The 22,683-nt window shown below is 69.6% G+C and carries 21 protein-coding genes and 1 pseudogene; 12 read left to right on the top strand and 10 right to left on the bottom strand.

Annotation, left to right across the window (positions count from 1 at the left end; translation table 11 throughout):
* Window positions 1–42: 42 nt before the first annotated feature.
* The gene (locus O7601_RS06000; RefSeq protein WP_281565240.1) at window positions 43–1,470 is read right to left on the bottom strand and encodes an aldehyde dehydrogenase family protein; all 1,428 of its coding nucleotides are present in this window, start codon (window positions 1,468–1,470) and stop codon (window positions 43–45) included.
* Window positions 1,471–1,618: 148 nt separating this feature from the next.
* Between O7601_RS06000 and O7601_RS05995 the strand changes: the two genes are divergently transcribed.
* The 5 genes from O7601_RS05995 to O7601_RS05975 all read left to right on the top strand — a co-directional run bounded on the left by O7601_RS05995 (window position 1,619) and on the right by O7601_RS05975 (window position 7,540).
* Window positions 1,619–2,548, top strand: a complete 930-nt coding sequence (locus tag O7601_RS05995) for an SDR family oxidoreductase (protein WP_281565239.1) — start codon at window positions 1,619–1,621, stop codon at window positions 2,546–2,548.
* Window positions 2,549–2,608: 60 nt separating this feature from the next.
* Window positions 2,609–3,445, top strand: coding sequence for a helix-turn-helix transcriptional regulator (locus tag O7601_RS05990; RefSeq protein ID WP_281565238.1), 837 nt, complete (start codon window positions 2,609–2,611; stop codon window positions 3,443–3,445).
* A 436-nt stretch (window positions 3,446–3,881) separates the two neighbouring features.
* Window positions 3,882–5,051, top strand: coding sequence for a low temperature requirement protein A (locus O7601_RS05985; RefSeq protein WP_281565237.1), 1,170 nt, complete (start codon window positions 3,882–3,884; stop codon window positions 5,049–5,051).
* A 348-nt stretch (window positions 5,052–5,399) separates the two neighbouring features.
* Window positions 5,400–6,092, top strand: a complete 693-nt coding sequence (locus tag O7601_RS05980) for a response regulator transcription factor (protein WP_348650231.1) — start codon at window positions 5,400–5,402, stop codon at window positions 6,090–6,092.
* A gap of 2 nt (window positions 6,093–6,094) precedes the next feature.
* Complete coding sequence (locus O7601_RS05975) at window positions 6,095–7,540, top strand: HAMP domain-containing sensor histidine kinase (RefSeq protein WP_281566809.1); 1,446 nt, start codon at window positions 6,095–6,097, stop codon at window positions 7,538–7,540.
* Window positions 7,541–7,706: 166 nt separating this feature from the next.
* On the opposite strand, the gene O7601_RS05970 is transcribed toward O7601_RS05975, so the two are convergent.
* Window positions 7,707–7,961 (bottom strand): MMPL family transporter, encoded by a 255-nt coding sequence (locus O7601_RS05970; protein WP_281565235.1) that lies wholly within the window; start codon window positions 7,959–7,961, stop codon window positions 7,707–7,709.
* On the opposite strand from O7601_RS05970, the gene O7601_RS05965 reads away from it, so the two are divergent.
* The gene (locus O7601_RS05965; RefSeq protein ID WP_281567102.1) at window positions 7,915–8,268 is read left to right on the top strand and encodes a hypothetical protein; all 354 of its coding nucleotides are present in this window, start codon (window positions 7,915–7,917) and stop codon (window positions 8,266–8,268) included. The genes O7601_RS05970 and O7601_RS05965 overlap by 47 nt on opposite strands.
* Here O7601_RS05965 and O7601_RS05960 read toward each other — a convergent pair.
* Genes O7601_RS05960 through O7601_RS05945 form a run of 4 tightly spaced genes read right to left on the bottom strand, consistent with a single transcriptional unit; the run spans window position 8,252 to window position 10,801 of the window.
* Window positions 8,252–8,398 carry a hypothetical protein gene (locus tag O7601_RS05960; RefSeq protein ID WP_281565234.1) on the bottom strand — a complete coding sequence of 49 codons (147 nt, stop codon included), beginning with the start codon at window positions 8,396–8,398 and terminating at the stop codon, window positions 8,252–8,254. The two genes, O7601_RS05965 and O7601_RS05960, sit on opposite strands and share 17 nt — an antisense overlap.
* A gap of 5 nt (window positions 8,399–8,403) precedes the next feature.
* Entirely contained in the window at window positions 8,404–9,045 is a 642-nt protein-coding gene (locus O7601_RS05955) for a DUF998 domain-containing protein (protein WP_281565233.1), read from the bottom strand.
* Window positions 9,042–10,238: a glycosyltransferase gene (locus O7601_RS05950; RefSeq protein WP_281565232.1), complete on the bottom strand. Its 1,197-nt coding sequence runs from the start codon at window positions 10,236–10,238 to the stop codon at window positions 9,042–9,044. The genes O7601_RS05955 and O7601_RS05950 overlap by 4 nt, the downstream gene beginning before the upstream one ends.
* The gene (locus O7601_RS05945) at window positions 10,154–10,801 is read right to left on the bottom strand and encodes a hypothetical protein (RefSeq protein WP_281565231.1); all 648 of its coding nucleotides are present in this window, start codon (window positions 10,799–10,801) and stop codon (window positions 10,154–10,156) included. Before O7601_RS05945 ends, O7601_RS05950 begins: the two co-directional genes overlap by 85 nt.
* Before the next feature lie 295 nt (window positions 10,802–11,096).
* On the opposite strand from O7601_RS05945, the pseudogene O7601_RS05940 reads away from it, so the two are divergent.
* Window positions 11,097–12,422: pseudogene (locus O7601_RS05940) on the top strand (IS1380 family transposase); the annotation flags it as partial.
* A gap of 356 nt (window positions 12,423–12,778) precedes the next feature.
* Here O7601_RS05940 and O7601_RS05935 read toward each other — a convergent pair.
* Together O7601_RS05935 and O7601_RS05930 are read right to left on the bottom strand one after the other, a co-directional pair.
* Window positions 12,779–12,988 (bottom strand): hypothetical protein, encoded by a 210-nt coding sequence (locus tag O7601_RS05935; protein WP_348650230.1) that lies wholly within the window; start codon window positions 12,986–12,988, stop codon window positions 12,779–12,781.
* Window positions 12,937–13,209, bottom strand: a complete 273-nt coding sequence (locus tag O7601_RS05930) for a hypothetical protein (protein ID WP_281565229.1) — start codon at window positions 13,207–13,209, stop codon at window positions 12,937–12,939. The genes O7601_RS05935 and O7601_RS05930 overlap by 52 nt, the downstream gene beginning before the upstream one ends.
* A gap of 75 nt (window positions 13,210–13,284) precedes the next feature.
* Here O7601_RS05930 and O7601_RS05925 point away from each other — a divergent pair, with 75 nt between their 5' ends.
* Window positions 13,285–14,604, top strand: a complete 1,320-nt coding sequence (locus tag O7601_RS05925) for a monooxygenase (RefSeq protein WP_281565228.1) — start codon at window positions 13,285–13,287, stop codon at window positions 14,602–14,604.
* A 247-nt stretch (window positions 14,605–14,851) separates the two neighbouring features.
* Here the strand turns inward: O7601_RS05925 and O7601_RS05920 are convergent, their stop codons facing one another.
* Window positions 14,852–15,514, bottom strand: a complete 663-nt coding sequence (locus tag O7601_RS05920) for a response regulator transcription factor (RefSeq protein WP_281565227.1) — start codon at window positions 15,512–15,514, stop codon at window positions 14,852–14,854.
* Window positions 15,515–16,443: 929 nt separating this feature from the next.
* On the opposite strand from O7601_RS05920, the gene O7601_RS05915 reads away from it, so the two are divergent.
* The 3 genes from O7601_RS05915 (at window position 16,444) to O7601_RS05905 (ending at window position 20,115) form a co-directional block, all read left to right on the top strand.
* On the top strand, window positions 16,444–17,154 hold the full coding sequence (locus tag O7601_RS05915; RefSeq protein WP_281565226.1) for an ABC transporter ATP-binding protein: 711 nt from the start codon (window positions 16,444–16,446) through the stop codon (window positions 17,152–17,154).
* Window positions 17,151–19,685 (top strand): FtsX family ABC transporter permease, encoded by a 2,535-nt coding sequence (locus tag O7601_RS05910; protein ID WP_281565225.1) that lies wholly within the window; start codon window positions 17,151–17,153, stop codon window positions 19,683–19,685. Before O7601_RS05915 ends, O7601_RS05910 begins: the two co-directional genes overlap by 4 nt.
* Window positions 19,686–19,917: 232 nt before the next feature.
* On the top strand, window positions 19,918–20,115 hold the full coding sequence (locus O7601_RS05905; protein WP_281565224.1) for a hypothetical protein: 198 nt from the start codon (window positions 19,918–19,920) through the stop codon (window positions 20,113–20,115).
* Between the two features lie 177 nt (window positions 20,116–20,292).
* Here O7601_RS05905 and O7601_RS05900 read toward each other — a convergent pair whose 3' ends face one another.
* A complete protein-coding gene (locus tag O7601_RS05900; protein ID WP_281565223.1) occupies window positions 20,293–21,516 on the bottom strand; it encodes a sugar efflux transporter in 1,224 nt (407 codons plus the stop codon).
* A gap of 252 nt (window positions 21,517–21,768) precedes the next feature.
* Between O7601_RS05900 and O7601_RS05895 the strand changes: the two genes are divergently transcribed.
* Window positions 21,769–22,656 (top strand): DUF1963 domain-containing protein, encoded by an 888-nt coding sequence (locus tag O7601_RS05895; RefSeq protein ID WP_281565222.1) that lies wholly within the window; start codon window positions 21,769–21,771, stop codon window positions 22,654–22,656.
* Window positions 22,657–22,683 lie beyond the last annotated feature (27 nt).

Genomic DNA, 22,683 nt, shown 5'->3' with positions numbered 1-22,683 from the left:
TCCGCCGCACAGGCTCGTGGTTCGCGAGGGCGTGGACTGGCGTCATCGCTGGATCGACTTGGTCTCCAGGAACTCCTCGAGACCGAGGCGGCCGAACTCGCGGCCGTTGCCGGACTGCTTGTAGCCACCGAACGGGGCGAGCGGATTCCACTGCGCGCCGTTGATGTCGACCTGTCCGGCGCGCAGCCGCCGGGCGACCGCGAGGGCGTGCTCGGGCTCGCCGAAGACGCCGCTGGTGAGGCCGTACACGGTGCTGTTGGCGATCTCGACGGCCTCGGCCTCGTCCGCGTACGGAATGATCGTCAGGACCGGGCCGAAGATCTCCTCCCGGGCGATAGCGGAGTTCGGGTCCACGTTCGCGAAGATCGTGGGGCGGACGTAGGCACCCTTCTCCAGACCCTCCGGCCTGCCGGGCCCACCAAAGACCAGCGTCGCGCCGTCGGCGATGCCGAGCTCGATGTAGCCGTTGACCTTCTCCCGGTGCGCCTCGGACGACATCGGGCCGATCCGGGTGGCCTCGTCCGTCGGGTCGCCCACGGTGTACGCCGCGGCGGTCGCGACCGCCAGCGCCACGACCTCGTCCTGCCGCGAGGCGGGTACGAGCATCCGCGGCCACGCGCCGCAGACCTGGCCCCCGTTGCTGAACGCCATCATCACTCCGGTCTCGACGGCCTTGGGCAGGTCGGCGTCGTCGAGGATGAGGTTGGCGCCCTTGCCGCCGAGTTCGAGCGCGAGCCGCTTGACCGTCTCGGCGGCGACGGCGGAGATGCGCCGGCCGGCGCGGGTGGAGCCGGTGAACGAGATCATGTCGATGTCCGGGTGCGCGGAGATCGCCTCGCCCACCACCGGGCCGGTGCCGTACACGACGTTGAAGACGCCGGCCGGCAGGCCCGCCTCGGCGGTGACCTCGGCGAGGATCCGCGCGGTCAGCGGGGCGACCTCGGACGGCTTGAACACCACGGTGTTCCCCGCGATCAGGGCGGGCGCCAGCTTCGACACGATCTGCTGCAGCGGGAAGTTCCACGGCGTGATCGCCCCGACGACGCCGATCGGCTCGCGGACGACGAGCGAGTTCCCGATCTCTTCGGTCCAGTCGAAGTCCGCGGCGAGCGCGGCGAAGGACTGCGCGACCGCGACCGGGAAGCCGATCTGGGCGGTCCGGGACAGGCTGAGCGGGGCGCCCATCTCGGCGGTGATCGCGGTGGCGATCTCCTCGCTGTGGGCCTGGATGCCCTCGCCGATGCGGCGTACCACGGCGGCGCGGTCGGCCGGCGGGGTCGCGGCCCAGCCAGGAAAGGCGGCGCGGGCGGCGGCGACCGCCCGGTCGACGTCGGCGGCGGTGCCGGTGGGCACCTCCGCGACGATCTCCCCGTTGGCCGGGTTGACGACGGTAATGGTATCGGCGGATCCGGCGGGGACGACCTCGCCGTTGATCCAGTGGCCAGTAGCGGTGTGGGTTTGTTCGGTCATGGATCCGAGTGTTGGCGTGCCTGATCAGGGCAGCCAGGGACAGCCGATCCGCGGAAACGGGTAGCCAGGGACTGTCGATCCCTGGTCACCCGTCGTCCCCGGTGTGACTGTTGCACCCGCCGGAAACACCGTCTACCAGGGAGTTGTTATGAAAAGCGTGACCGTGCCCAAGCTGACCGGGAAGCTGATCGTGGTGACCGGCGGCAGCGACGGTCTCGGCCTCGGACTCGCGAGGCGGCTGGCCCAGGCTGGCGCCGAGGTGGTGCTGCCGGTACGGAATCCGGACAAGGGCGCCGCCGCGGCCGCAGAAGTAAGGGCGGCGGTGCCGGGCGCCAGCATCTCCACCCGGAACCTCGACCTCGCCTCACTCGGCTCGATCCGGGCGTTCTCCGACATGATGCGCGACGAGGGACGCCCGGTCCACATCCTGGTCAACAACGCCGGGGTGATGACCCCGCCGACCCGGCATGCCACCGCCGACGGCCTCGAACTGCAGCTCGGAACCAACCACATCGGCCACGTGGCGCTCACAGCCGGCCTGCTGCCGCTGCTGCGGGCCGGGCAGGCGCGGGTGACCACCATGTCGAGCAGCGCCGCCCGCTACGCGAAGCTCGACTGGAACGATCTCCAGAGCGAGCGGAGGTACTCGCCGGTCCGCGCGTACAACCGGTCGAAGCTGGCCACCCTGCACTTCGGTCTCGAACTGGACCGGCGCAGCCGGGCGGCCGGCTGGGGTGTCACCAGCAACGTCGCCCACCCGGGCACGACCATGACCAATCTGTACGCCGCCGGCCCGAACCTGGGCCGCTCCCGACCGTCGGCGCACGAGGCCATGATGCGGCGGCTGCTGCGGTGGGGTCTGTTCGTGCAGACCGTCGAGGCCGGCTTGCTGCCCGCCCTGTACGCGGCGACCAGCCCCGACGCGCAGGGGGGCCGGTTCTACGGGCCGGACGGGTTCGGCCAGTTCACCGGCGGCCCGACCGAGCTCGCCATCTACCGGTCGGCCAGCGACACCGCGGACGCGGCCCGGCTCTGGACCGTCTCGCAGGAGTTGGCCGGCGTCGAGTTCGGCGGGTGAGGGCGCGAGGTTGCCGTGCGGCCCCCTCGACCGGGGCGCCGCGAATCGAAAGGAGTCAAAATGGACCGCGCCCGTCTCGCCGAGTTCCTCCGGACCCGGCGCGAGGCGCTGCAGCCCGAGGACGTCGGGTTGCCCCGTGGGCAGCGGCGGCGGCGCACCGGCGGGCTGCGGCGCGAGGAGGTCGCCGCCCTCAGCGACATGTCGACCGACTACTACAGCCGGATCGAGCAGCAGCGCGGCCCGCATCCGTCCGAGCAGATGCTCGCGGCGATCGCCCGTGGCCTGCGGCTCTCCCTGGAGGAGCGGGACCACCTCTTTCAGCTCGGCGGCTATCCCACACCCCGGCGGGCGCCCCGCACCGACCACATCAACCCCGGCATGATGCGCATCTTCGACGGCCTCGGCGACGCCGCCGCGCAGGTGGTGAGTAGCCTCGGCGAGACGCTGATCCAGACTCGGCTGGCGAGCGCCCTGCTGGGCGACGAGACCGGATACGCTGGCCTCGCGCGCAGCCTGCACTACCGGTGGTTCGCCGACCCGGATTCCCGGCGCGTCTATCCCGTGGAGGAACACCCGAGGCAGAGTCGTCTCATCGCCGCCGACCTGCATCGCGCGTACACCCGGGACGGGCGGAACTCGCGGGCCGGACAGATCGTTGACGCGCTGCTGGCGCGCAGCCCGGAGTTCGCCGCGCTCTGGCGCGAGCACCCGGTGCCGGGGCCGTACTGCGGTCCGAAGAGCATTCAGCACCCGCAGCTCGGGTTCCTCGAACTGCACTGCCAGGTCCTCGTCGATCCCGACCAGTCCCAGGCGCTGCAGGTCTTCACCGCCACCCCGGGCAGCGAGAGCCACGAGAAGCTCCAGCTCCTGTCGGTCGTCGCCGGCCAGGGCCTCTGACCGGCGCCGGTCAGAGGCGCAGGAAGGCGAGCAGGTCGTTGTTGACCTGGTCCTGGAGCGTGGCCGTCATCCCGTGCGGCGCGCCCCCGGTGCTCGGCCCGGTCGACGAGCGACGACCGGTGCGAGGTGAGGTGCCTACGCGCCCGACTCGCGAGTTGCTGGGCGTTCGCCTCCGATGTCCCGAGGACCTCGGAGGCATGCCCACCTCCCTCGTGCACCCTGTAGCGGGCCGAACGCGAGCACGAGATCACCCATCGGCGGACCACTGCCGGGCAACCCACCGCCCAGCACCGCCGTCGAGCCCTCCTCGGCATCACCTGACGACAGAGCCGGGGCCCGGGTTAGTTCGGGTGTGTCGTTGCGTGATCTGACATCCAGTTTTGGGTTGGGATCACGGCGTGAGGGTCTCTGAAAATCCGGCAGAACAGGCGAACCCATGACGACTGGCAGGGCGGGCGGGCTGTTGCCGAGGCGGGGACATCCCCGGGCAACTTACCTGGAACTATTCTTTGATCTGGCCTTTGTCTTCGCGCTCGCGCAGCTTTCGTACGCGCTGGTCCAGGATCTCGCCTGGAGCGGTGCCTTCCAGGCGTTGGTGTTGTTGCTGGCCGTATGGTGGGTGTGGTTCACCACGGCGTGGATAACCGAGTTGTTCGACCCGCATCGGCCGGCGGTCCAGATATTGACCATCGCGATCATGGTTGGCACCTTGGTGATGGCGGTTGCGCTGCCAGCTGCGTTCAGCAGGCAGGGCTTGGTCTTCGCGGGCGCATACATTGCCATCCACATCGGTCGCGACCTCTTCCTTGTAATCGCTCTGCGGGGTGACGACCTGCGCCCCAGCGCCGTTCGGGGGCTGTTCTGGTTCGGTGTGTCCGCGCTGCCGTGGATCGCGGGGGCGCTCGAACACGGTACGGCACGTGGGGCGTTGTGGACCCTGGCTGTGGCCTTGGACTACGCCGCATACCTGTTCCGTCACCCCACGCCGCGGATCGGCCGCACGCCCACAGTCCAGTTGCCGAGCGTGGCCGAGCATCTGGCCGAACGGTATCGGCAGTTCTTCATCATCGCGCTCGGCGAGTTGATCCTGGTAATCGGACTGGCGCTTCGCGACACCGGTTTCGCGGCCCACCGCATCGCAGCCTTTATCGTGTCGATCACTATCACCGTGCTGCTCTGGCGGATCTACATCTACCGCGCGGGGGAGTTGCTGTCCGCAACCATCGCAGCGGCCCCCGACCGTGCCCGCGTCGCCCGATCCGTGTCATACGCTCACTTGGCCATGGTGGCCGGCATCGTGTTCACCGCCGTCGGCGTCGAACTCGTCATCACTCATCCACTGGGGCACAGCGAGCCGGCCTGGGTCGCCGTGATGCTCGGTGGACCCGCGCTGTTCCTCGCCGGGCGAGCTGTCTTCGAATACACGGTCTTCGCCCGCGTGTCCCGCAGCCGGCTGACTGGGCTGCTCGCGTTGGCCGCCGTGACACCCGTGATGCTGCACGTGCCGCCGCTGCTGTCCAGCGTCGCCGCCACCGCCGTACTCGCCGGCGTCGCCATCTCCGACGCCGCCCGCGCCCGAGGACACCCACTGGCAGGGCGACTGTGAGGTCTGGCATCGGCAGCCGACCGACGTGGCGTCGTTCGACGCGTCCGCGACGACATCCGTGTCCCGCCGAAGAGTTCATCTCGGAACTGAACCGCTGATCCCAGGCGAACCCGGGCCGACCGCCACACCTACCGAGGCGATCGAAAGGCCGAATTCCGGCCCAGACGGATTGAGGTCCGGCTGTCGAGTTCTAGGCAATCGTCGTTCGGGATGAAGGCGGAGTCTGGGATCACTGAACCTATGGAACATGATCTTTCCGAGGCGGGTGACTATGAAGCGCTAATCCTGGTCTCAGCTTGGTCGAGGACAATGAGCAGCAAGGCATCGACCGGAAGGGGGCGGGCCGGCGTGCGGATCATGATCGCGGATGATGACGCGGCCATCCGTGAGTCGTTGGAGCGGGTGCTCCAGGTCGAGGGTTACGACACCAGCACCGTCGCCAACGGTCTTGCCGTGCTCGACGAGGTCGGTGGGGTCCGCGGTGAAACGCTGGATCTGCTCATCCTCGACGTGATGATGCCCCGCCTCGGCGGGTTGGAGACCTGCCGGCGGTTGCGGGCCGCGGGCCGGGATCTGCCGGTGCTGATGCTGACCGCCCGTGACCAGGTCTCCGACCGGGTTGCGGGGCTGGACGCGGGTGCCGACGACTACCTGCCCAAGCCGTTCGCCACCGAGGAGTTGCTGGCCCGGGTGCGGGCCCTGCTGCGTCGGCGCACGCCGGGCGACGGCGAGTCGCAGGTCCTGTCGTTCGCCGATGTCCGGCTCGATCCCGACAGGTTCGAGGCGTGGCGTGGCGGGCGGCCGCTGCGCCTGACCCGGACCGAGTTCTCCCTGCTGGAGGTCCTCGTGCGCAACGCGACTCGGGTGTTGACCCGCGATGCGCTGTTCGAGGCGATCTGGGGCTTCGACATGAGCGCCACTGCCAACAACCTTCAGGTGTATGTGAGCTACCTGCGGCGCAAGTTGGAGGCCGAGGGTGAGCCACGATTGATCTACACGCTGCGCGGGCTGGGGTACACGTTGCGGGAGACTCCTCCGTGAGCATGCCCTCCGGCCGGGAGCCGCGCCGGTTGACCCGATGGTGGCGCCGGCGGTCCCTGCGGACCAGGCTGACGGTGATCGCGGCGACGGCCATCGCCGTCAGCGTGTTTATGGCCTTCCAGGTATCCAGCGAGCTGCTGGACTGGCAGCTGCGGGCCACCGCTGAGAATCAGCTGCGCGCCGACTCCCGCGTCCTGGCGGCGACCGCGGAGCGCGCTGGTCTGGCGCAGGTTCCGCTATCGCCGTATCCCGGATCTGGTCCGCTGGTGCGGGTCATCCTGCCCGACGGCTCGACTCGGACGCCGGCCGGCCAACCCCCGCTGCCCCCGGTCAGCGAGCACGCCGGGCGCGTGGCGCAGGGCGGCTTGGCCGACCTGATGGAGTCGAACGACAGCGACGAGGACGGCTACGTCATCTACACGCTCCGGGCGGGCGACGGCGCGGTCCAGGTGGCCCGCGTCGTCGACGACAGTCCGGTCAACCAGTTCGGGTTCGGGATGCTGCTGATCGGGCTGATCTGCGTGGTCGGTGGTGCCCTTGTCGGGCGGACCGTGGCGCGGACCGGGCTGGCACCGATCGACCGGCTGACCGCCGCCGCGGAACGTGTCGCGCACACCCGGGATCTCGACGCCCACATTCCGGATGAAGGCGGTGGGGAGATCCGGCGGCTGGTCCAGTCGATCAACGACATGCTCGCCGCGCTCCGGGACTCCCGGCAGGCCCAGCGGCTGCTCGCCGAGGACGCCGCCCACGAGCTCAAGACCCCGCTCACCAGCCTGCGCCTCAACGTCGAGCTGCTGATCCGGCTCGATCGGCGCGGCACCCTGGACAGCGCACTGCCGGCGGAGAGCCGGACCCGGCTACTCAATGATCTCGGCACCCAGGTGGCCGAGTTGAGCACCCTTGCCGCCGAGCTGACCGAACTGGCCCGCGGTGACGTCAGCGACGAGAACACCGAGCTGATCGACCTCGCCGACGTGGTGGTGACCGCCGCGACCCGGGCGCGTTCCCGCGTGCCCGACATCGAGATCGCGCTCGACCTCACCTCCGTGTGGGTGAGCGGCCGTCCCGCTGCACTCCAGCGGGCGGTGCTCAACCTCATCGACAACGCCGGCAAGTGGTCCCCCGCGGACCAGCCGGTCCAGCTCCGGCTCCGTGCCGAGGGCGCGTCGGCGGTGCTCGAGGTCGACGACGCCGGGCCGGGCATCGACGCCGCCGACGTACCGCGGGTGTTCGACCGGTTCTACCGTGCCGACAGCGCCCGGGCGTTGCCGGGATCCGGTCTCGGGCTGTCGATCGTGCGGCGGGTCGTCGACGCCCACGGCGGCCGGGCCAGCGTCGCCCGCTCCGCACGCGGTGGTGCGCTGCTCCGGGTCGACCTTCCGGCCGCGACTCCGCCCGCCTCGATCGCGCGCCGCGTGGCCGGGGAGGACAGTGCGGTGCGCTGACCCGCCCCCAACCGGCGGCCCGAGCGCCACCAGGAACAGGAATGCCAGCAGCGGCACCGAATAGTCGACACCCTCGAACCCGAGGGATGGCGAGTACGCCGAGGATTCCGAGCGAGCTGAGCGTCGCCACCCACCGGTGGCGGCTGATGGCGGTGCCAAGCCGTCTTCACAGCCCCGGCTTCTCCTCCACGGCCGCGCTGAACTGCAGGATGGCCGGCCAGATCCGCCCTCCGAGCACCACGAGCACTGCTGGGAACAGCGTCAGCATGGCCACCAACGCGCACTGGATGCCGGCTGCACCGATCCGGCCCCATCCGCTGGTGCTGTTCAGGTCGGTGACGAGCTGGCATAGCCGGCCGGCGATCACGGTGGCCATGGACGCGACGATGGTTGGCGCCGCGCCGCGTAGCGCGGGGACCATCGCGACCTGGCGTTCTCGTGTTGGTCGCCGCTCGGCGGCGGCGCAACACATAGCGGACCAGTTCGCCGAGCGCGGTGATGGACAGTGCGAAACCGAGGGCGACCGCCAGGCCCAGCATCGAGTTGGATTCGAAGGCGACGCCGCCGAGGTAGCCGATCAGGCCGGAATAGCCGGCCCCGGTGTCGGCGGCTATGGCGGTGAACAGGGTGAAGCGGGCAAGCGGGTAGCCGTCGGCACCGCTGGCGGTCACGATCGCGTGCGGCCGCCGGGGACGAATCGGACCGCGATGATCATGGCGCCGCCCTGATGGTGCAGGTGCGGGGCGGCGAAGACCGCCGCCGCGATGACGACCACTCCGACGGCAGGAACGGCAGGAACGCGTCGAGGATCGCCAGATAGATGACCGGAGAGGTCATCGCGTTTTCGATCATGGCCATCAGATCTATCGGAACCGCTCCTCCCCTTCGAGCACCCACGCGCAGAGCCCGACTACGACGAGCACGAGCGCCAGCAGAACCCGTTCGGCCAGGCCCGCGAACGGGAGACGGCTTTGGCCGAGCAGCACCGCTGGCCCGTTCATCGCCGCGAACGCGACGCACACGGCGAACGCGGACCACCCGGCCGCGCGCAGCCAGCGGACCCGCGCCGGGTCGGCCCCGCGCCCGGCACGCTTGGCGATGAGCAGGGCGAAGAGCGGTGGCAGCGCCGCCATCAGCGCCGCGCCGAAGCGATGCAGCGCGGCGGCGACGCCCGGTTCTGTCCCCGGCAGGTTCGTGGGGAACACCACCACCGCGAGCAGGGACACGCACCACACCGACAGCAGCACGGTGAGGGGCCAGGCCGGTGGCAGCACACGCCGGGCGCCGGCCAGGAGCCACGCGCCGGCTGCCGCGAGCCCGCACGCCGCCAGGGCCAGCAGGACGGCGCCCGGCACGGTCCGGACCGATTCGCTGACCATCTGGTCCACCGGGTCGACGTCGCCGACCAGCAGCAGACCCGCCCCGGCCGCCGTGCCCAGGCCCAGGCTCAGCTGGACGTTGCGGTACCAGCGGGAGGTGCCCGCTCGGACGATCGTGGCAGTCATGCGGCGACCTCGGCGGGCGCGGGCGCCTCACGGGCCGGCCGGATCCGGTAGAGCTGCTCGAACGCGGACACCGTGCGGGTCTGGTCGTGCTGCTCGGCCACGGCACGAGCCCGGTGCCCCAGCTCTTCCGCGTGCTTCGGGTCGCAGAGCACGGTGAGCAGTCGCTCGGCGAGCACGACAACGTCGCCGGGCGGGAACAGGTAGCCGGTCTCCTCGTCCCGTACGAGGTGGGGCAGGGCTGCGGCATCGGCGCCGATCACGGGCCTTCCGCTGGCCATAGCCTCGAGCGTGACCAGGCTCTGCAGCTCGGCGGTGCCCGCGTTGACGAAGACCGTTGACGCCGCGTATGCGGAGGGAAGGTCCTCGTCAGGGATGAAGCCGGTGAACGTGACATGCTCGGCGACGCCCAGTTCCCCGGCGAGCGACCTCAGCGTCCGGTCCTCGGAGCCGGTGCCAACCAGGAGCAACTGGACGTCGAGGGAGCGCCGCACCAGCGCGAACGCCCGCATCACGACGTCGAGGTTCTTCTCGGCGTCGAGCCGGCCCACGTAGGTGATGGTGGGCTTGTGCGCGAGGCTGTAGGCCCATCGGAATTCGGCCGCGGGCGCCTGCGCGCGGAAGCGGGCGAGGTCGATGCCGCACGAGATGGGCAGGACCGGCTCGGACACACCGGAGACGACGGCGAGCGCGGCGGCGTACGGGGTCGGGGCCGTGACGATGTCTACCTTGGCGAACACCCGGGCGGCGTCGCGCCATGCCCACGCGTGCGCCCTCGTCCGGCCAGCGTCGCCGATGGGCAGGTAGTGGATCAGGTTCTCGGGCATGAAGTGGTTGGTGGCGATGACGAACAGGCCGCGCTCGCGCGCCGCGTCGACCAGCGCCCGGCACAGCGGGAAGTGGCTCTGCACGTGCACCACGTCGGGCTGGACCTCGTCGAGGATCCGGCGCGCTGCCGCGCGCAGCCCCAGTGGCGGGCAGAACCGGAAACCTGAGTGACCCGGCACCGGCAAGGAACGCACGCGGTGTTCGACGACGCCGTCGTTGGACATGCTGGCATGGCTGCGGAAGTCCGTCGACGGCGCGACCACGTGCACCTCGTGCCGGGCGGTCAGTGCCACGGCCAGGCGCTGGGCGAAGTAGGACGCCCCGTTGACGTGCGGGGCGTAGGTGTCGGCACCGATGAGGATGCGCATGGCACAACTACCTTTCGTAGGTGGTGTCGCTTCATGACGAGGTGGAAGACAGCGACCGGCACGGCGACGGCAGCGGTGAGCAGGAAGATGCCGCCGGGCAGTGCGAGCAGGCCCGACAGCTGGCTGCCGAGCAGAGCGCCAAGACCGATCAGCACCAGGCCGCGTACGGCGGCGGTGGCACCCACCCAGGCGGCGAATCTCCGGTACGGGAGCCCGCCGAGTCCCGCGGACACGAACGCCGGGAGGGCGAAGACGTCGACGAGCTTGGCGGTGATCACCAGCCGCGGCAGTGACATCCTGGCCAGCCGGTCGAGCAGCACCGTCGCCTTGAGCCTGCTCAGCAGGGACGCCACCCAGGGCCGCCGGGCGGACCGGCCGACGAGGTAGAGCAGGTTGTCGCCCACCATCTCGGCCAGCGCGACGATCACCCAGATCGGCCAGAACGCCGCAGCGCCGGCGCCGACCAGGGTGCCCGCGGTGATCGTCGCGGCCGGCCCCTCGATGAGCACGAAGAAACCGAGCACCAGGTAGGGGTGCTCGAGCACGGCCTGGGTCAGATCCATACCGGGAAGCTTCGGCCGAAGGTTCCGCACCGGTCGTCCCTGCGCGGGGCCGACCGAGGTAGCTCCGTGGCAGGTGCTCCGATCACCGACCACGGCACCCACCGGCCTGCCAACCGACCGGCCGGCGCTTCCCCGGGCGGCGCTGCGTTGACTGCCATCACTAGCCTCGGTGATTCACGTTGATCGTCGATCATGGGCGTTCGTCGGCGTGTAGATAAGCGGAAGTGCCTGCCCTGCAAGGGAAACTTGTGATTGCGACATCTACAGGTTTCTCTTCGAGGGAGGCACTTCCGAGGTGCAGCTTACGGCGTGGTCGAGGGATCTGCGGGTCACCGCGGGCGGGTCGGGTGTGGTGTCGCATGTCGGTGCGGCGCTGCTGCGGTTGCTGGCGGATCGGGCCGGGTTGACCGTGGCGTTGTCGGCGGGGCTGGCCCGGGCCGGCCGGTGGCCGGTGCATGATCGGGGTCGGGTGCTGGTCGACCTCGCGGTGATGATCGCCGACGGTGGGGAAGCGATCGCGGACATCGACGTGCTGCGCCACCAGCAGGAGGTGTTCGGGCCGGTGGCCTCGGACACCACGGTGTGGCGGGCCCTGGATGAGATCGGCGTGGTGCAGTTGCGGCGCATCGCCCAGGCGCGGGCGAAGGTGCGCGCCGGGATGTGGCAGCTGTTCGGCGGTCCGCCGGCGGCGCGGGCGGCGGGCCGGGGCATCGGCGCCGGTGTGGTGGTGCTGGACGTGGACTCGACGATCGTGATCGCGCACAGCGACAAGGAAGGCGCGGCGGCCACCTACAAGCACAGCTTCGGGTTCCATCCGATCCTGGTGACCTGCGACAACACCGGGGAACTGCTCGCCATCACGCTGCGGCCGGGCAACGCCGGCGCGAACACCGCCGCCGATCACCTCGACGTACTCGCCCAAGCGGTCGCGCAGGTCCCCGCACCGCACCGCCGGCACCTGCTCATCCGGGGCGACTCCGCGGCGGCCACCCACGCCGTGCTCGACTGGCTCACGGAGCAGGACAGCAAGCGCGGCCGGCGGGTGGAGTACTCCCTCGGTTGGTCGATCGGCGAGACCGAACGCGTCGCCATCACCGGCCTGCCCGCCTCGGCCTGGTCGCCGGCGATCGACGCCGACGGGGGTGTGCGTGACGGCGCCGCCGTGGCCGAACTGACCGGTCTGCTGCACCTGCCCGGCTGGCCGGCCGGGATGCGGGTCATCGTCCGGCGGGAACGCCCCCACCCCGGCGCCCAGCTGACGCTGTTCGAGAAACGCGACGGCTGGCGCTACACCGCCTTCGTCACCACCACCACCGGCGCCTTGCAGTGGCTGGAGGCCCGCCACCGGGCCCACGCCCGCGTCGAGGACCGGATCCGATGCGCCAAGGACACCGGCCTTCGCCGGTTACCCTCCCGCGAGTTCGCCATCAACGCCGCCTGGTGCACTGCAGCGGCGATGGCCGTCGACCTGATCGCGTGGCTGCAGCTCATCGGCCTCGACGGCGACCTGGCCAAGGCTGAACCGAAACGGCTGCGCTACCGGATCCTGCACACCGCCGCCCGACTCGTGCGCGGCCAACGCCGCCGCACGCTGCGCATACCCACCACCTGGCCCTGGGCCGAACCGATCACCGCCGCGTTCAACCGGATCGCGGCCATCCCGCCCCCGGCTGACCAGCTCAGCCGCCGTCCCAACGACCGGAGGACCCCCAGGAGACCACGCCCGCCGCCGCGACAGACGGCCCACCACCACGCCCGAAACCAACAACACATCGATCAACAGCGATCAGATCCGCCGGGCGGAAGAAGCCGGCGTCAGGCGCGAATCATCGAGGCTAGCCCCCTGTGTGCGGGTTGTGTCGCTTGTCTGAGGCCTAGTGATACGCAGCGAACCTGAGGCGACCGTTAATGCGGCGCTCAGGCCGGGTGGCCGAGCCAGGGGCCCAGTGCACACACCAGCGTGGTGGCGTCGAGGTCCTATCCGGCAGACGAAGCCCAGGCGACGCAGCCGTCGGGCCGGATGAGCAACGCGTCACCGCCCATCCGGTCCTCGCGGGCGGTGACGGTGTCGACCCGTGCGATCCACGCGGCCGGTCCCGCCGATCTTGATGTCCAGGTGACGACGAAGCGCAGCGTCACGTACGCGCCTCGGCCGGCGCCGCCCGCACGTTCGGCCGTAGCCGCCACCGCAGCAGGCCGATCCAGAGCGCGGTCAGGATCGCGGCGCCGAGCAGGTCGGTCGGGTGGTGCATGCCGCGGTCGACGTTCGTCAGCGGCTCCAGGTCCAACCGGACGAGGAGCACCAGCAGCCCGAACCCGAGCGCGATCGCGACGACCAGCAGCGGCACCCACCGGCCGGCCAGCGGACCGGGCGGCGCTTTCCCGGACGGTGCCGCGTCGACTGCCACCAATGGCCTCCAGGTACGAGCTACATCGCTTATCCGATGCCGGCTTCGTACCGAGCGAATCTGAGACGACGATTAATGGATGTGCGGGCGGTAAAAAAGGTGAAGTGGCACCGTGGTACCGCCTCTCTCGCCGGAAATGACGACCGCAGTACGACGAAACAGGACGGAATCGGGCCTAACGTTCAGGCTATGACGATGCTTGACAGTCCACTGCGGAGGTTCGGGACGGCCACCATGGCGTTGGCTACGACGTTCGCTGTCGTCGCCTGCGGGTCGGCCGCCGACAACAGTTCGGCGCCCGCCGCGACCGGATCGCACAGCGCGCACGCGGGCGGGTCGTCGGCTCCACCGCAGCCGCTGCGCGCCGGCGAGCGGTTCGTCGACCTGAAGATGGCCGAGGCATACACGCCCGCGCCGCCGGAGGGCGCTACGGACGAGTACCGGTGCCAGATGATCGATCCGGGCCTGACCGAGGCGGCGTTCCTGACCGGGACCCAGTTCACGCCGGAGAACGTCGCCATCGCACACCACGCCATCGTGTACGCGGTGCCGCCGGGCGCCGCTGCCGCGGTGCGCGACCAGGACGCGAAGACCCCCGGCCCCGGCTGGCAGTGCTTCGGTGGGACTGGCGTGCCCGGCGCCGAGGTAGAAGATGATGACGCGGCATGGGTGGACACCTGGGCACCAGGCGCCACGGAGACGCTGCTCAACCAGGACGTCGGCCACAAGCTGGAGCCGGGCAGCCTGCTCATCCTCCAAATCCACTACAACCTGCTCGCAACCGACGGCAGGCCCGCCGGGCCGGACCGCTCGGCGGTGCGGCTGCGGCTGACGGACGGCACGCCGCAGACCCGGGAACTCGAAACGTGGTCGCTCGACGCGCCGACCGACCTGCCCTGCGCCGCCGACGAGTCGGGACCGCTCTGTGACCGGGCCGCCTCGATCGCGGACGTGACGAAGCGGTTCGGGTCGGAGGTCGGCGAAATGGCGGACCGTCAGGTGGAGGAGTGCAACCAGGGCGGCGCGCCGAAGCCCGGTGACACCCAGACCTGCGACCACAAGGTGACGGAGCCGATAACGCTGTTCGCCGGTTTCGGCCACATGCACATGCTCGGGCGGGCCATAAAGGTCGAACTCAACCCGGGCACGCCGAACGCCCAGCTCGTGCTGGACGTGCCGCAGTTCGACTTCGACAACCAGCGGCTGATGAAGCTGCCGTCGCCGGTGGAAATCGGCCCGGGGGACACGCTGCGGGTGACGTGCACCCACGACGTGGGGCTGCGCAAACGCCTGCCGCAGCTGAGCAAGCTGCCGCCGCGCTACGTGGTGTGGGGCGATGGCACCGGCGACGAGATGTGCATCGGCATCATGACGGTCTCCCCCCGCAAGCCCTGACAAGGCGTCGAACGTGTGTGAGTTCACCGAGGTCAACAGGCCGAGAAATCGCTCTGAGCTCACACACGTCCGCACTGAACTCACCCGTGCGGCGTCGTGGCGGTCGGACAGGCGGTGACGTGGGTGCACGCGGGCCCGACAGCGCAGCGGTTGATCACCCAAATCGGATCGAACCCAATTCGATCGGCCCGGAGTGGTGCGGCTGGGAACTACGATCCCGTCCCCGACGGACGCGCGAGGTGAAGCGCTAGATCGGCCGGGTGAGTCTCAGGTCGTAGGCGAGAATGACGGCCTGAATCCGGTCCCGTGCGCCGATCTTGGCGAGGACCCGCCCAACGTGTGTCTTCACCGTCGACTCCGACAGCGTGAAACGCTGAGCGATCTCGCCGTTGGTCAGGCCATGGCCGATGGCGACGAGGATCTCGCGCTCGCGGTCGGTCAGGGAGTTCAGCCGGGGATCCTGCCGCACGGGCCCGCAGAGGTCGTCGTCGACCCGGTCGGCGAACGCGTCGAGCAGCCGCCGAGTCAACGCCGGCGCGATCACCGTGTCCCCGGCGGCGACGGCCCGGATACCGGCGTGCAGTTCCTCCGGGCGGGTGTCCTTGAGCAGGAAGCCGCTCGCCCCGGCCCGCAATGCGGCGAGCGCGTACCGGTCCACGTCGAACGTCAGCACCAGGATCCGCGAACGTCCGCCGGCGGCGACGATACGCCGGATGGTCTCGATCCCGTCGACGCCAGGCATGCGGATGTTCATCAGGACCACGTCGGGATGCAGCTCGGTGGTCCACCGAACGGCCTCGGCGCCGTTCTCGGCCTCGCCGACGATCTCGGTGTCGTGGGTGTTCTCCAGCAGCATGCGAAACCCGAAGCGCCGCAGCGGCTGGGGCTCCACCACGAGCACAGTAATCACGAATGGCTGCCTTTCAGGGTCGGGTGGGCGGTCCAGCCGCCGTCCGGTGCGGGGCCGGCGCTGACCGTGCCGCCTAGAGCGCGGCGCGTTCGGCCATGCCGGCGAGGCCGAGACCCGCAGCGCCGTTCATACCGAGCGAACCTGAGACGACTGTTAAGACCAGCGACATACGGTGCGCATGCGCCGATGTCTTACTCCCACACGTCTGGGGTGGACCGGCGCGATCTTTCCCACCGCCAACAGCAGGACTTCGGTGTCGCCTGGGCCTTGTCTGCCTTGGGCAGGACCTCGGCGGCTCTCACGCTGGCGCCTGCGCTGGCACCTGGTGCGGTCGACCGGCCTGAGCGTCGTTTTAACAGTCGTCTCAGGTTCGCTCGGTAGGAAAGTCGGTGTCAGATAAGCGATGTGATCCGTATGTAGGAGCTAGCTAGTGATGGCGGTCTACGCGGCGCCGTCCGAGGAAGCGCCGGCCGGTCGGTTGGTAGGCCGGTGGGTGCCGTAGTTGGTGATCGGCACGTGGGTGGCGCTGACGGCGGTCAGGTACTGGGCGTGCACGCCCGCGCTACCAACCCCGCTCGCCGAACCGGCTCACCGGCACTGTGAACAGGGACAGCACCCGCCAGCTTCCAACCCAGATCGCTCGCCGCGTCCGGACATCATGCGGTGAGGCAGACCTGCTTCATGAGACAGCTGCGGGTGCCGCCGGGCCTGTGTGCACACCGAACCCGGCCGGGGCAACGACGACAAAGCGGTGAAGTACCACCGGTCTCATGGAGCACCGTGTGAACGCTGATCAGCCACTCACCGAATCCCTGACAAACCCTGATCAACCAGTCAACGGAGGTCTCGTGTCCTCACGTCCAGGTTCCACGGTCGTCGATCGGCAGTCCGGGAGCGCATTGTCAGCCTACGCTGATGACGCTGCGGCCATGCTCGTCGGCGCCGTCAAGCGATACGGTTCTGGCCAGTCGGCCGTCGTCGCGCTCGACGACGTCACCATCGCGTTCCCGGCGGGGAAGTTCACGGCTGTGATGGGCCCGTCGGGTTCGGGAAAGTCGACGATGATGCACTGCGCCGCCGGGCTCGATCAACTGACGTCCGGCCGGGCATTCGTAGGCAACACCGATTTGTCGACCCTCAACGATCGCGAGTTGACCAGGCTGCGCCGCGATCGGATCGGGTTCGTGTTCCAGGCATTCAATCTCGTGGCGACGCTCACGGCCGAGGAGAACATCTGCCTGCCGATGATGTTGTCGGGGCGCCGGCCGAGTGCCGCAGTGCTCGATGAGGTCGTGGCGCTGCTGCACCTCGGCGATCGCATGCATCACCGGCCGACGGAGCTCTCGGGTGGCCAGCAACAGCGAGTCGCCGTCGCCCGGGCGCTGGTCGCCCAGCCGCAGGTGGTTTTCGCCGACGAGCCCACCGGCAACCTCGACACCCGGTCCGGACAGGAGATCCTCGGATTCCTGCGATCAGCAGTCGATCTGCATCGCCAGTCGATCGTGATGGTCACGCACGACCCCAACGCCGCTGCCTGGGCGGACCACGTCGTGTTCGTCGTCGACGGCCGAGTGCACGACGTGATGGATCATCCGTCGGCCGATTCGGTGGTCGACGTGATGAAGGGCCTGGGGCGATGAGCCAGATGATGCGGAGTGCGGCTCGAAGCGTGCTCGCGAGTCGGGGTCGGTTTGTGCTGACGGGCACGGCGATCGCGCTGTCGGTGGCCTTCCTCGTCGCCACGCTGGTGCTGGCCGACTCGATGCGTGGCCGAGCAGCCGGTGACATCGCCGAAGCGTTGGCCGGGACGGACGCCGTCGTGCAGGGCGTCGTACTCGGCGAGCCCGGCGGAGGGCCGGGAGATCCGGAAAGGTCGGTTCGGCGATCACTGGATCCCGACATCACCGAGCGCGTGGCTACAGTCGACGGCGTCGACCGGGCGGCCTCGCAATGGGTCGGCTTCGCGAAGCTGGTCGTTGACGGATCGTCAGTCGGAACCGGCACGGCGAGCGACGTCGGCCGCAACTGGGTCGCCGACCCGGCGCTCAATCCGTTCCGGCTCGCGAGCGGGCGACCAGCGACCGAGGTCGGCGAGATCGTGATCGACCGATCACTCGCCGGTGACGCAGGCTTGGCTCCGGGTGACGTCGTACAGGTCCTGACCACGACGGGGATGCACGACGCGACCATCACCGGTGTCGCGACGTTCGCGTCGGCGGACGCGGCACCGCTGCAGCGAACGGTGCTGTTGCCCGACAAAGCGGTATCCGCCTGGCTCGACGCTGCGGCGCCGACGGAGGTGCTCGTGGACGTCGCGGAGGGCGCTGACCGCCCCGAGGTGCTCGGCCGATTGTCGGCGCTGACTGATGCCGAGGTCATCGACGGGCCCGACCACATCCGGACGATGCAGGACGCCGCGACGTCACCGCTGCAGTTCCTGACCGTGTTTCTCCTGGCCTTCGCCGTGGTCGCGGTCTTGATCGGCGTGACGATCATCTTCAACACGTTCGCGCTCACCGTCGCCCGCCGCCGACGGGAGTCGGGGCTGCTGCGTGCGATCGGTGCGGAACGACGCCAATTGCTCGGCGGAGTGGTGATCGAGGCGACGCTCGTCGGGACGATCGCCACGCTCGTCGGCCTCGTGTGCGGGGTCGCGGGAGTGGGCGCGCTGCGGTGGCTCGTCGGACTTGCCGGGATCACGTTGCTCACCGGGCCGTCGATCGTGAGCACGACCTCGATCGCGGTCGCCGTGACCGTCGGTATCGGCGCAACGATCCTCTCGGCATGGATCCCGGCTCGCCGCGCGGCGGCGACACCGCCGATCGAGGCGCTGCGCGAGAGCGCGGCGGAACCCCGGATCGTGAGCCCGGCGCGAACTGCGAGCGGGCTCGTGCTCGCCGCGGCGGCGATCGCTGGAGGAGCTGCGGCTGTGGTGGGCTCGAACCCGATGTGGCTCACGCTCGCCGCTGCCATTGTCCCGGCGCTCGTGCTATGCGGCCCGGCGCTCGTGACAGCTTCAGCACGTTGGAGCTCTCCGGCGGCCCGCCGCGCCGCCGGTGTTGGCGGCGCGATCGCAGCGGGCAACTTGGCTGCGAGCCCCCGTCGATCGGCATCGACGGCGCTCGCGCTCATGCTCGGCACCGCGATGGTGACGATGTTCGCCATCTTCGCGAACTCTCTGACGAGCGGGGTCGGGACCGACGTCCGTGAGGGACTGCACGCGGACCTGGTGGTCACGTCCGCGACCCCCGACTTCCCGACGATCGACCCCACCCTGGCCGGCCGGATAGCAGCGCTGCCCGACGTCGACGCGGTAACTGCGCTGTCGATCGCCGAAGGGATCGTGGCAGGTAAAGCCGAGGCGATCGGCGGCGTCGACCCGACGGCACTGCCCACCATGTTCGACCTCGACCCGATCGCCGGCGACCTCGCCGACCTGAGCGAGGGGGGCGTGGCCGTGGTCGGCGACGACCCGACGCTGCTGGGCGGAACCCTCGCGATCGAGTTCGAACGCTCGACACTCAAGGCGCCGATCGTTGCCGTGGTCGCGAGGAGCACCGGCGGTTTCGAAGCGCCTTTGTACTTCGCCGACCGTGCGGCACTCGACGCCTTAGTTGGTCGTCTGCTCGACGCGCAGGTGTTCGTCGACCTCGCCGGCGGAGCGGCCGCGGACGCCGAAAAAGACGTGCGGGCGCTGGTCCGAGACACGCCCGGATCGTTCCTCGAGACCCGGGAAGAACACGTCGCCAACAGCGGGAGCGAGATCGCCGCGTTCGGGAACTTCATCGACGGGATGCTCATCCTGGCGAGCATCATCGCGCTCCTCGGAGTCGCCAACACCACGGCGCTCGCGGTAAACGAACGCTCTGGAGAGCTCGGGCTGCTGCGAGCGGTCGGCGCGACGCGCCGAGAGCTGCGTCGAATCGTGCGGCTCGAGGTGGCACTCCTGTCGTTCGTGGCAGCATCGATCGGTATCGCCGTCGCAGTCGGCTTCGGCTGGGCGCTGATCGACGTTACCGGTGGCGCGGAGATCCCATCCGTCGTCGTACCGTGGTCTCGCCTCGCAGTGACGCTCGTCGTTGCGGTCGCAGCCGGCGTCGTCGCTGCAGCGTGGCCCGCGTTCCGGGTCTCCCGGGTACCCGTGCTCGAGCTGGCGGGCCGGGACCGCTGATGCGCAGGTCCCACGCCTGGACCGCGCGGTCGTTACGGGCCTCTGGCCGACGACTTCGCGTCGTCGCGTCACAGCATGCGAGGCGGCTCAGTCGAAGTGGATTCGCATCAGCCTGCTGACGGCCCAGTCCTGCAATCGGGTCGGCCTGACGGTGCCAGGGTTGTGAGGCTGGTTGAGGTCATCGACGATGGCTGCGTTGACCGCACGGCCGGCTGGGGGCGGGTGGTTGGTGGTGACGATCGTGTCGGCCGCGCATCTGACGGCGGCGCGGCTGATCTGGTGGGGTGGTGAGGACGAGGCATTCGATCGAGAAGGGCTGAACTGTGGCACGGGACAGCCGGAGCCGACCCGCGTCACGGCGAGCGGATTGCTGATCGAGGCCCCCGCGTGCGGTGACGTGCGGCACGCGACACGGCGCGGCCGACCGTAAGGGCAGGTCGGGCCGAGGTCCGGGGTTCGCCGGCCGGCGCAGCACCGAGTCGGCCGCCCGGCTACCCGAGATTGCTGTCCGTGTTGCCGGCAGCTCTTGGCGGCGTTCGACCGTGCACGCTCATGCCGAAGATGGTGCGTGTTCCGCCACCACCTCAAGTCTCACAGATGGCCACGGCTATCGCGGTATCGAGGACGCGGAGCCGGAGGGGCGGGTTATGAGTAGGGCTAGCAGGCCGGCGGAGCAGAGAGCCGCCCCGACGACGTATGCGGATCGATAGCCGAGGTGTTGGGTCAGGCCGAACAGAGGACCTGCCAGAATCGCGCCGATTGGGAAGGAGTTGGTGAACAGTGTCGTGGCGCGGCCCGGTTGTAGCGGCAGCATGTCCTGCATGTAGGTGATACCAAGCCCCGCCACTGCTGCGATGAAGACCGCGTTGAGGATCTGCGCGGCGGCCAGCACCCAGATGGTCGACGCGACCGCGGCTAACGCGTGGTACGCGACACCGCAGCAGGCGCCGGCGAGTACCAGCGCGCGGACCCGGATTCGGGTCGCCAGTACCCCGAGGCCGAGCATCAGCGGGATCTCCAGCGCGGCGCAGAGGCCGAGAATGAGGCCGGCGTCGGTCGCGTCGCCGCCCAGATCGGTGCTGATGAACAGCGGTAGTGCCTGCACGCATAGGGTCAACGGACACACGAGGATCGTGAACGCTGTCGCGGTGAGCAGCAGCGTTGGCCGTGACGCCGCAGGGGGGCCGGCGAGGTCAGAAAGGGGCTCGTCGTCCGGGGAGTCGGTAGGCGCTGTTGGCGTGTCGAGTTTGTCCAGCCAGAAGATGGCCACGAGCGCGGCGGTCGCGTACATCGCCGCGGCTGTGCCGAAGATATAGGCGAAGCCGCCCGCATCCAGCAGGACAGCGGCCAGCGGCGGTCCAGCCACCCAGGCGAGGGAGAAGACCGTCCGCAGCGTGCTGATGCCCATCGCGGGGTTGGAGCCCTTGTGGGCCAGCAGTTGGCGGGCGTAGGCGAAGGTCTGTGGAAACAGTGCTCCGGCCAGCGCCGTCGCGGTCGCGGTCAGCGCGAGCAGGAACCAATAGTCGCGTACAAATGCGGTCAGTACCATGCCGATCAGGCCCGCGACGGATGTGCCGATCAACAGCCCTCGACGAATGGCCCGCCGGTCGGACAGCCGCCCGACCAGCGTCGACGCGATCACGCCGGCAAGCGGTGTGACGATCAGGAACACCGTCAGCTGGACTGGGTCGGCCCGCACAGCCGTGCTCAGGAACAGCGAACGGAACGGCTCGACCACCGCTGTAGAGATGCCAACGGCGAGAAAGACCAGCGCAAGGGGGAGTAATTCGCGGCCGATGTACCGCGGGTGCGGCACAACGCCCACGGCCATGGGTCGCACAGTAACGCCGTTGACGCAGCGTGCCAACGAGTCCCGCAGCCGCACCGTCGTGATCAGACGAGCGCGCCTCAATGCCTGAACCCACCGGCACATCCGTGGCGAACGCAGATGTTCGAGTCGTACGTCGTCTCCGCTTGGTCTGCGGATTCGAGCCGCGAGCCGAGCGTGATCTCCGAGTGGCGTCGCCGGCGACGGCCAGAGCAAGGTCGGAGACGGGAGGTGCTTGCCCGTACGATCTCGGCCGTGCATACCACCCCGCCGGCTCCGATCGACATGGACGCGGTCTTCCCACAGTTGCGTGGGTTCGCGCGGACGACCATCCGGCTGCATCCACGCAAGGGCTCGCCGTCGGTCGAGCAGAGCTCCGTGGGCGGGCCGCTGCTGTGGCCAGCGAACGAGCCCTGGCCAACCTGTGACGGTGAAGGTCTGGACGATCATCGCGCCGAGGCTGGGGTGCCACTCGTGCCGGTCCTGCAACTGCTCGCCGACGATGTGCCCGAGCTGCCATTCCCGGAGGGCTCGGACGTGCTGCAGGTGCTGTGGTGTCCGTTCGACCACGATCCCTGGAGTGCTCCGCTGCCACGCTTGTACTGGCGGCGACGATCAGCGATTGGCCCCCGACTGACGGCAATGCCCCCGCCCCACGAGGACACCGAAGCGTGGTACGTGCCCGACGGGTGCGTCGTCGATCCCGAGCGGGTGATCGAGTACCCGTCGTACGACCTGCCGCGTGAGGTGTGGTCGCAGGTTCAGGAAACGGCGCGTCGGGTCGAGGCTGACCACGGCTGGGAGTACGACACCGACCTGGCGGTCGCTTCCGGGATCAAGGTCGGCGGCTACCCCGGCTGGACGCAGTCGCCGGACTGGCCGGTCTGCCCGTGCGGGGTTCGGATGGAGCACCTGCTCACCATCGCCAGCTGGGAGTTCAGCCGCGGCGACGAGCGGCGGTGGGTCCCGCTGGAGGACCGGCCCGCAATGATCGGCTGGGGCTTCGACAGTCCGGACGACCATCAGTGGCGGTCACTGCAGAACCCGGCAGGATTGATGCTCGGCGACGCTGGCGGCGTCTACATCTTCGTCTGCACATCATGCCCACAGCGTCCCCACGACCACCGATTCGACTGCTCCTGACCCGGACAGCAGTCACCGACAGCCAAC

The organism is Verrucosispora sp. WMMD573 (genome assembly GCF_027497175.1).
Classification (GTDB): domain Bacteria; phylum Actinomycetota; class Actinomycetes; order Mycobacteriales; family Micromonosporaceae; genus Micromonospora.
This window is presented reverse-complemented; position numbering and strand designations above follow the sequence as displayed.

Excerpts from the sequence above, each read along its gene's own strand:
- O7601_RS05945 (WP_281565231.1), bottom strand. The coding sequence starts at position 10,801 with ATGGATCTGACCCAGGCCGTGCTCGAGCACCCCTACCTGGTGCTCGGT.
- O7601_RS05955 (WP_281565233.1), bottom strand. The coding sequence starts at position 9,045 with ATGACTGCCACGATCGTCCGAGCGGGCACCTCCCGCTGGTACCGCAAC.
- O7601_RS05900 (WP_281565223.1), bottom strand. The coding sequence starts at position 21,516 with ATGGCCGTGGGCGTTGTGCCGCACCCGCGGTACATCGGCCGCGAATTA.
- O7601_RS05950 (WP_281565232.1), bottom strand. The coding sequence starts at position 10,238 with ATGCGCATCCTCATCGGTGCCGACACCTACGCCCCGCACGTCAACGGG.
- O7601_RS05925 (WP_281565228.1), top strand. The coding sequence starts at position 13,285 with ATGGATGTGCGGGCGGTAAAAAAGGTGAAGTGGCACCGTGGTACCGCC.
- O7601_RS05990 (WP_281565238.1), top strand. The coding sequence starts at position 2,609 with ATGGACCGCGCCCGTCTCGCCGAGTTCCTCCGGACCCGGCGCGAGGCG.
- O7601_RS05970 (WP_281565235.1), bottom strand. The coding sequence starts at position 7,961 with ATGGTCCCCGCGCTACGCGGCGCGGCGCCAACCATCGTCGCGTCCATG.
- O7601_RS05915 (WP_281565226.1), top strand. The coding sequence starts at position 16,444 with ATGCTCGTCGGCGCCGTCAAGCGATACGGTTCTGGCCAGTCGGCCGTC.
- O7601_RS05910 (WP_281565225.1), top strand. The coding sequence starts at position 17,151 with ATGAGCCAGATGATGCGGAGTGCGGCTCGAAGCGTGCTCGCGAGTCGG.
- O7601_RS05975 (WP_281566809.1), top strand. The coding sequence starts at position 6,095 with ATGCCCTCCGGCCGGGAGCCGCGCCGGTTGACCCGATGGTGGCGCCGG.
- O7601_RS06000 (WP_281565240.1), bottom strand. The coding sequence starts at position 1,470 with ATGACCGAACAAACCCACACCGCTACTGGCCACTGGATCAACGGCGAG.
- O7601_RS05985 (WP_281565237.1), top strand. The coding sequence starts at position 3,882 with ATGACGACTGGCAGGGCGGGCGGGCTGTTGCCGAGGCGGGGACATCCC.
- O7601_RS05995 (WP_281565239.1), top strand. The coding sequence starts at position 1,619 with ATGAAAAGCGTGACCGTGCCCAAGCTGACCGGGAAGCTGATCGTGGTG.
- O7601_RS05965 (WP_281567102.1), top strand. The coding sequence starts at position 7,915 with ATGGACGCGACGATGGTTGGCGCCGCGCCGCGTAGCGCGGGGACCATC.
- O7601_RS05960 (WP_281565234.1), bottom strand. The coding sequence starts at position 8,398 with ATGGCCATGATCGAAAACGCGATGACCTCTCCGGTCATCTATCTGGCG.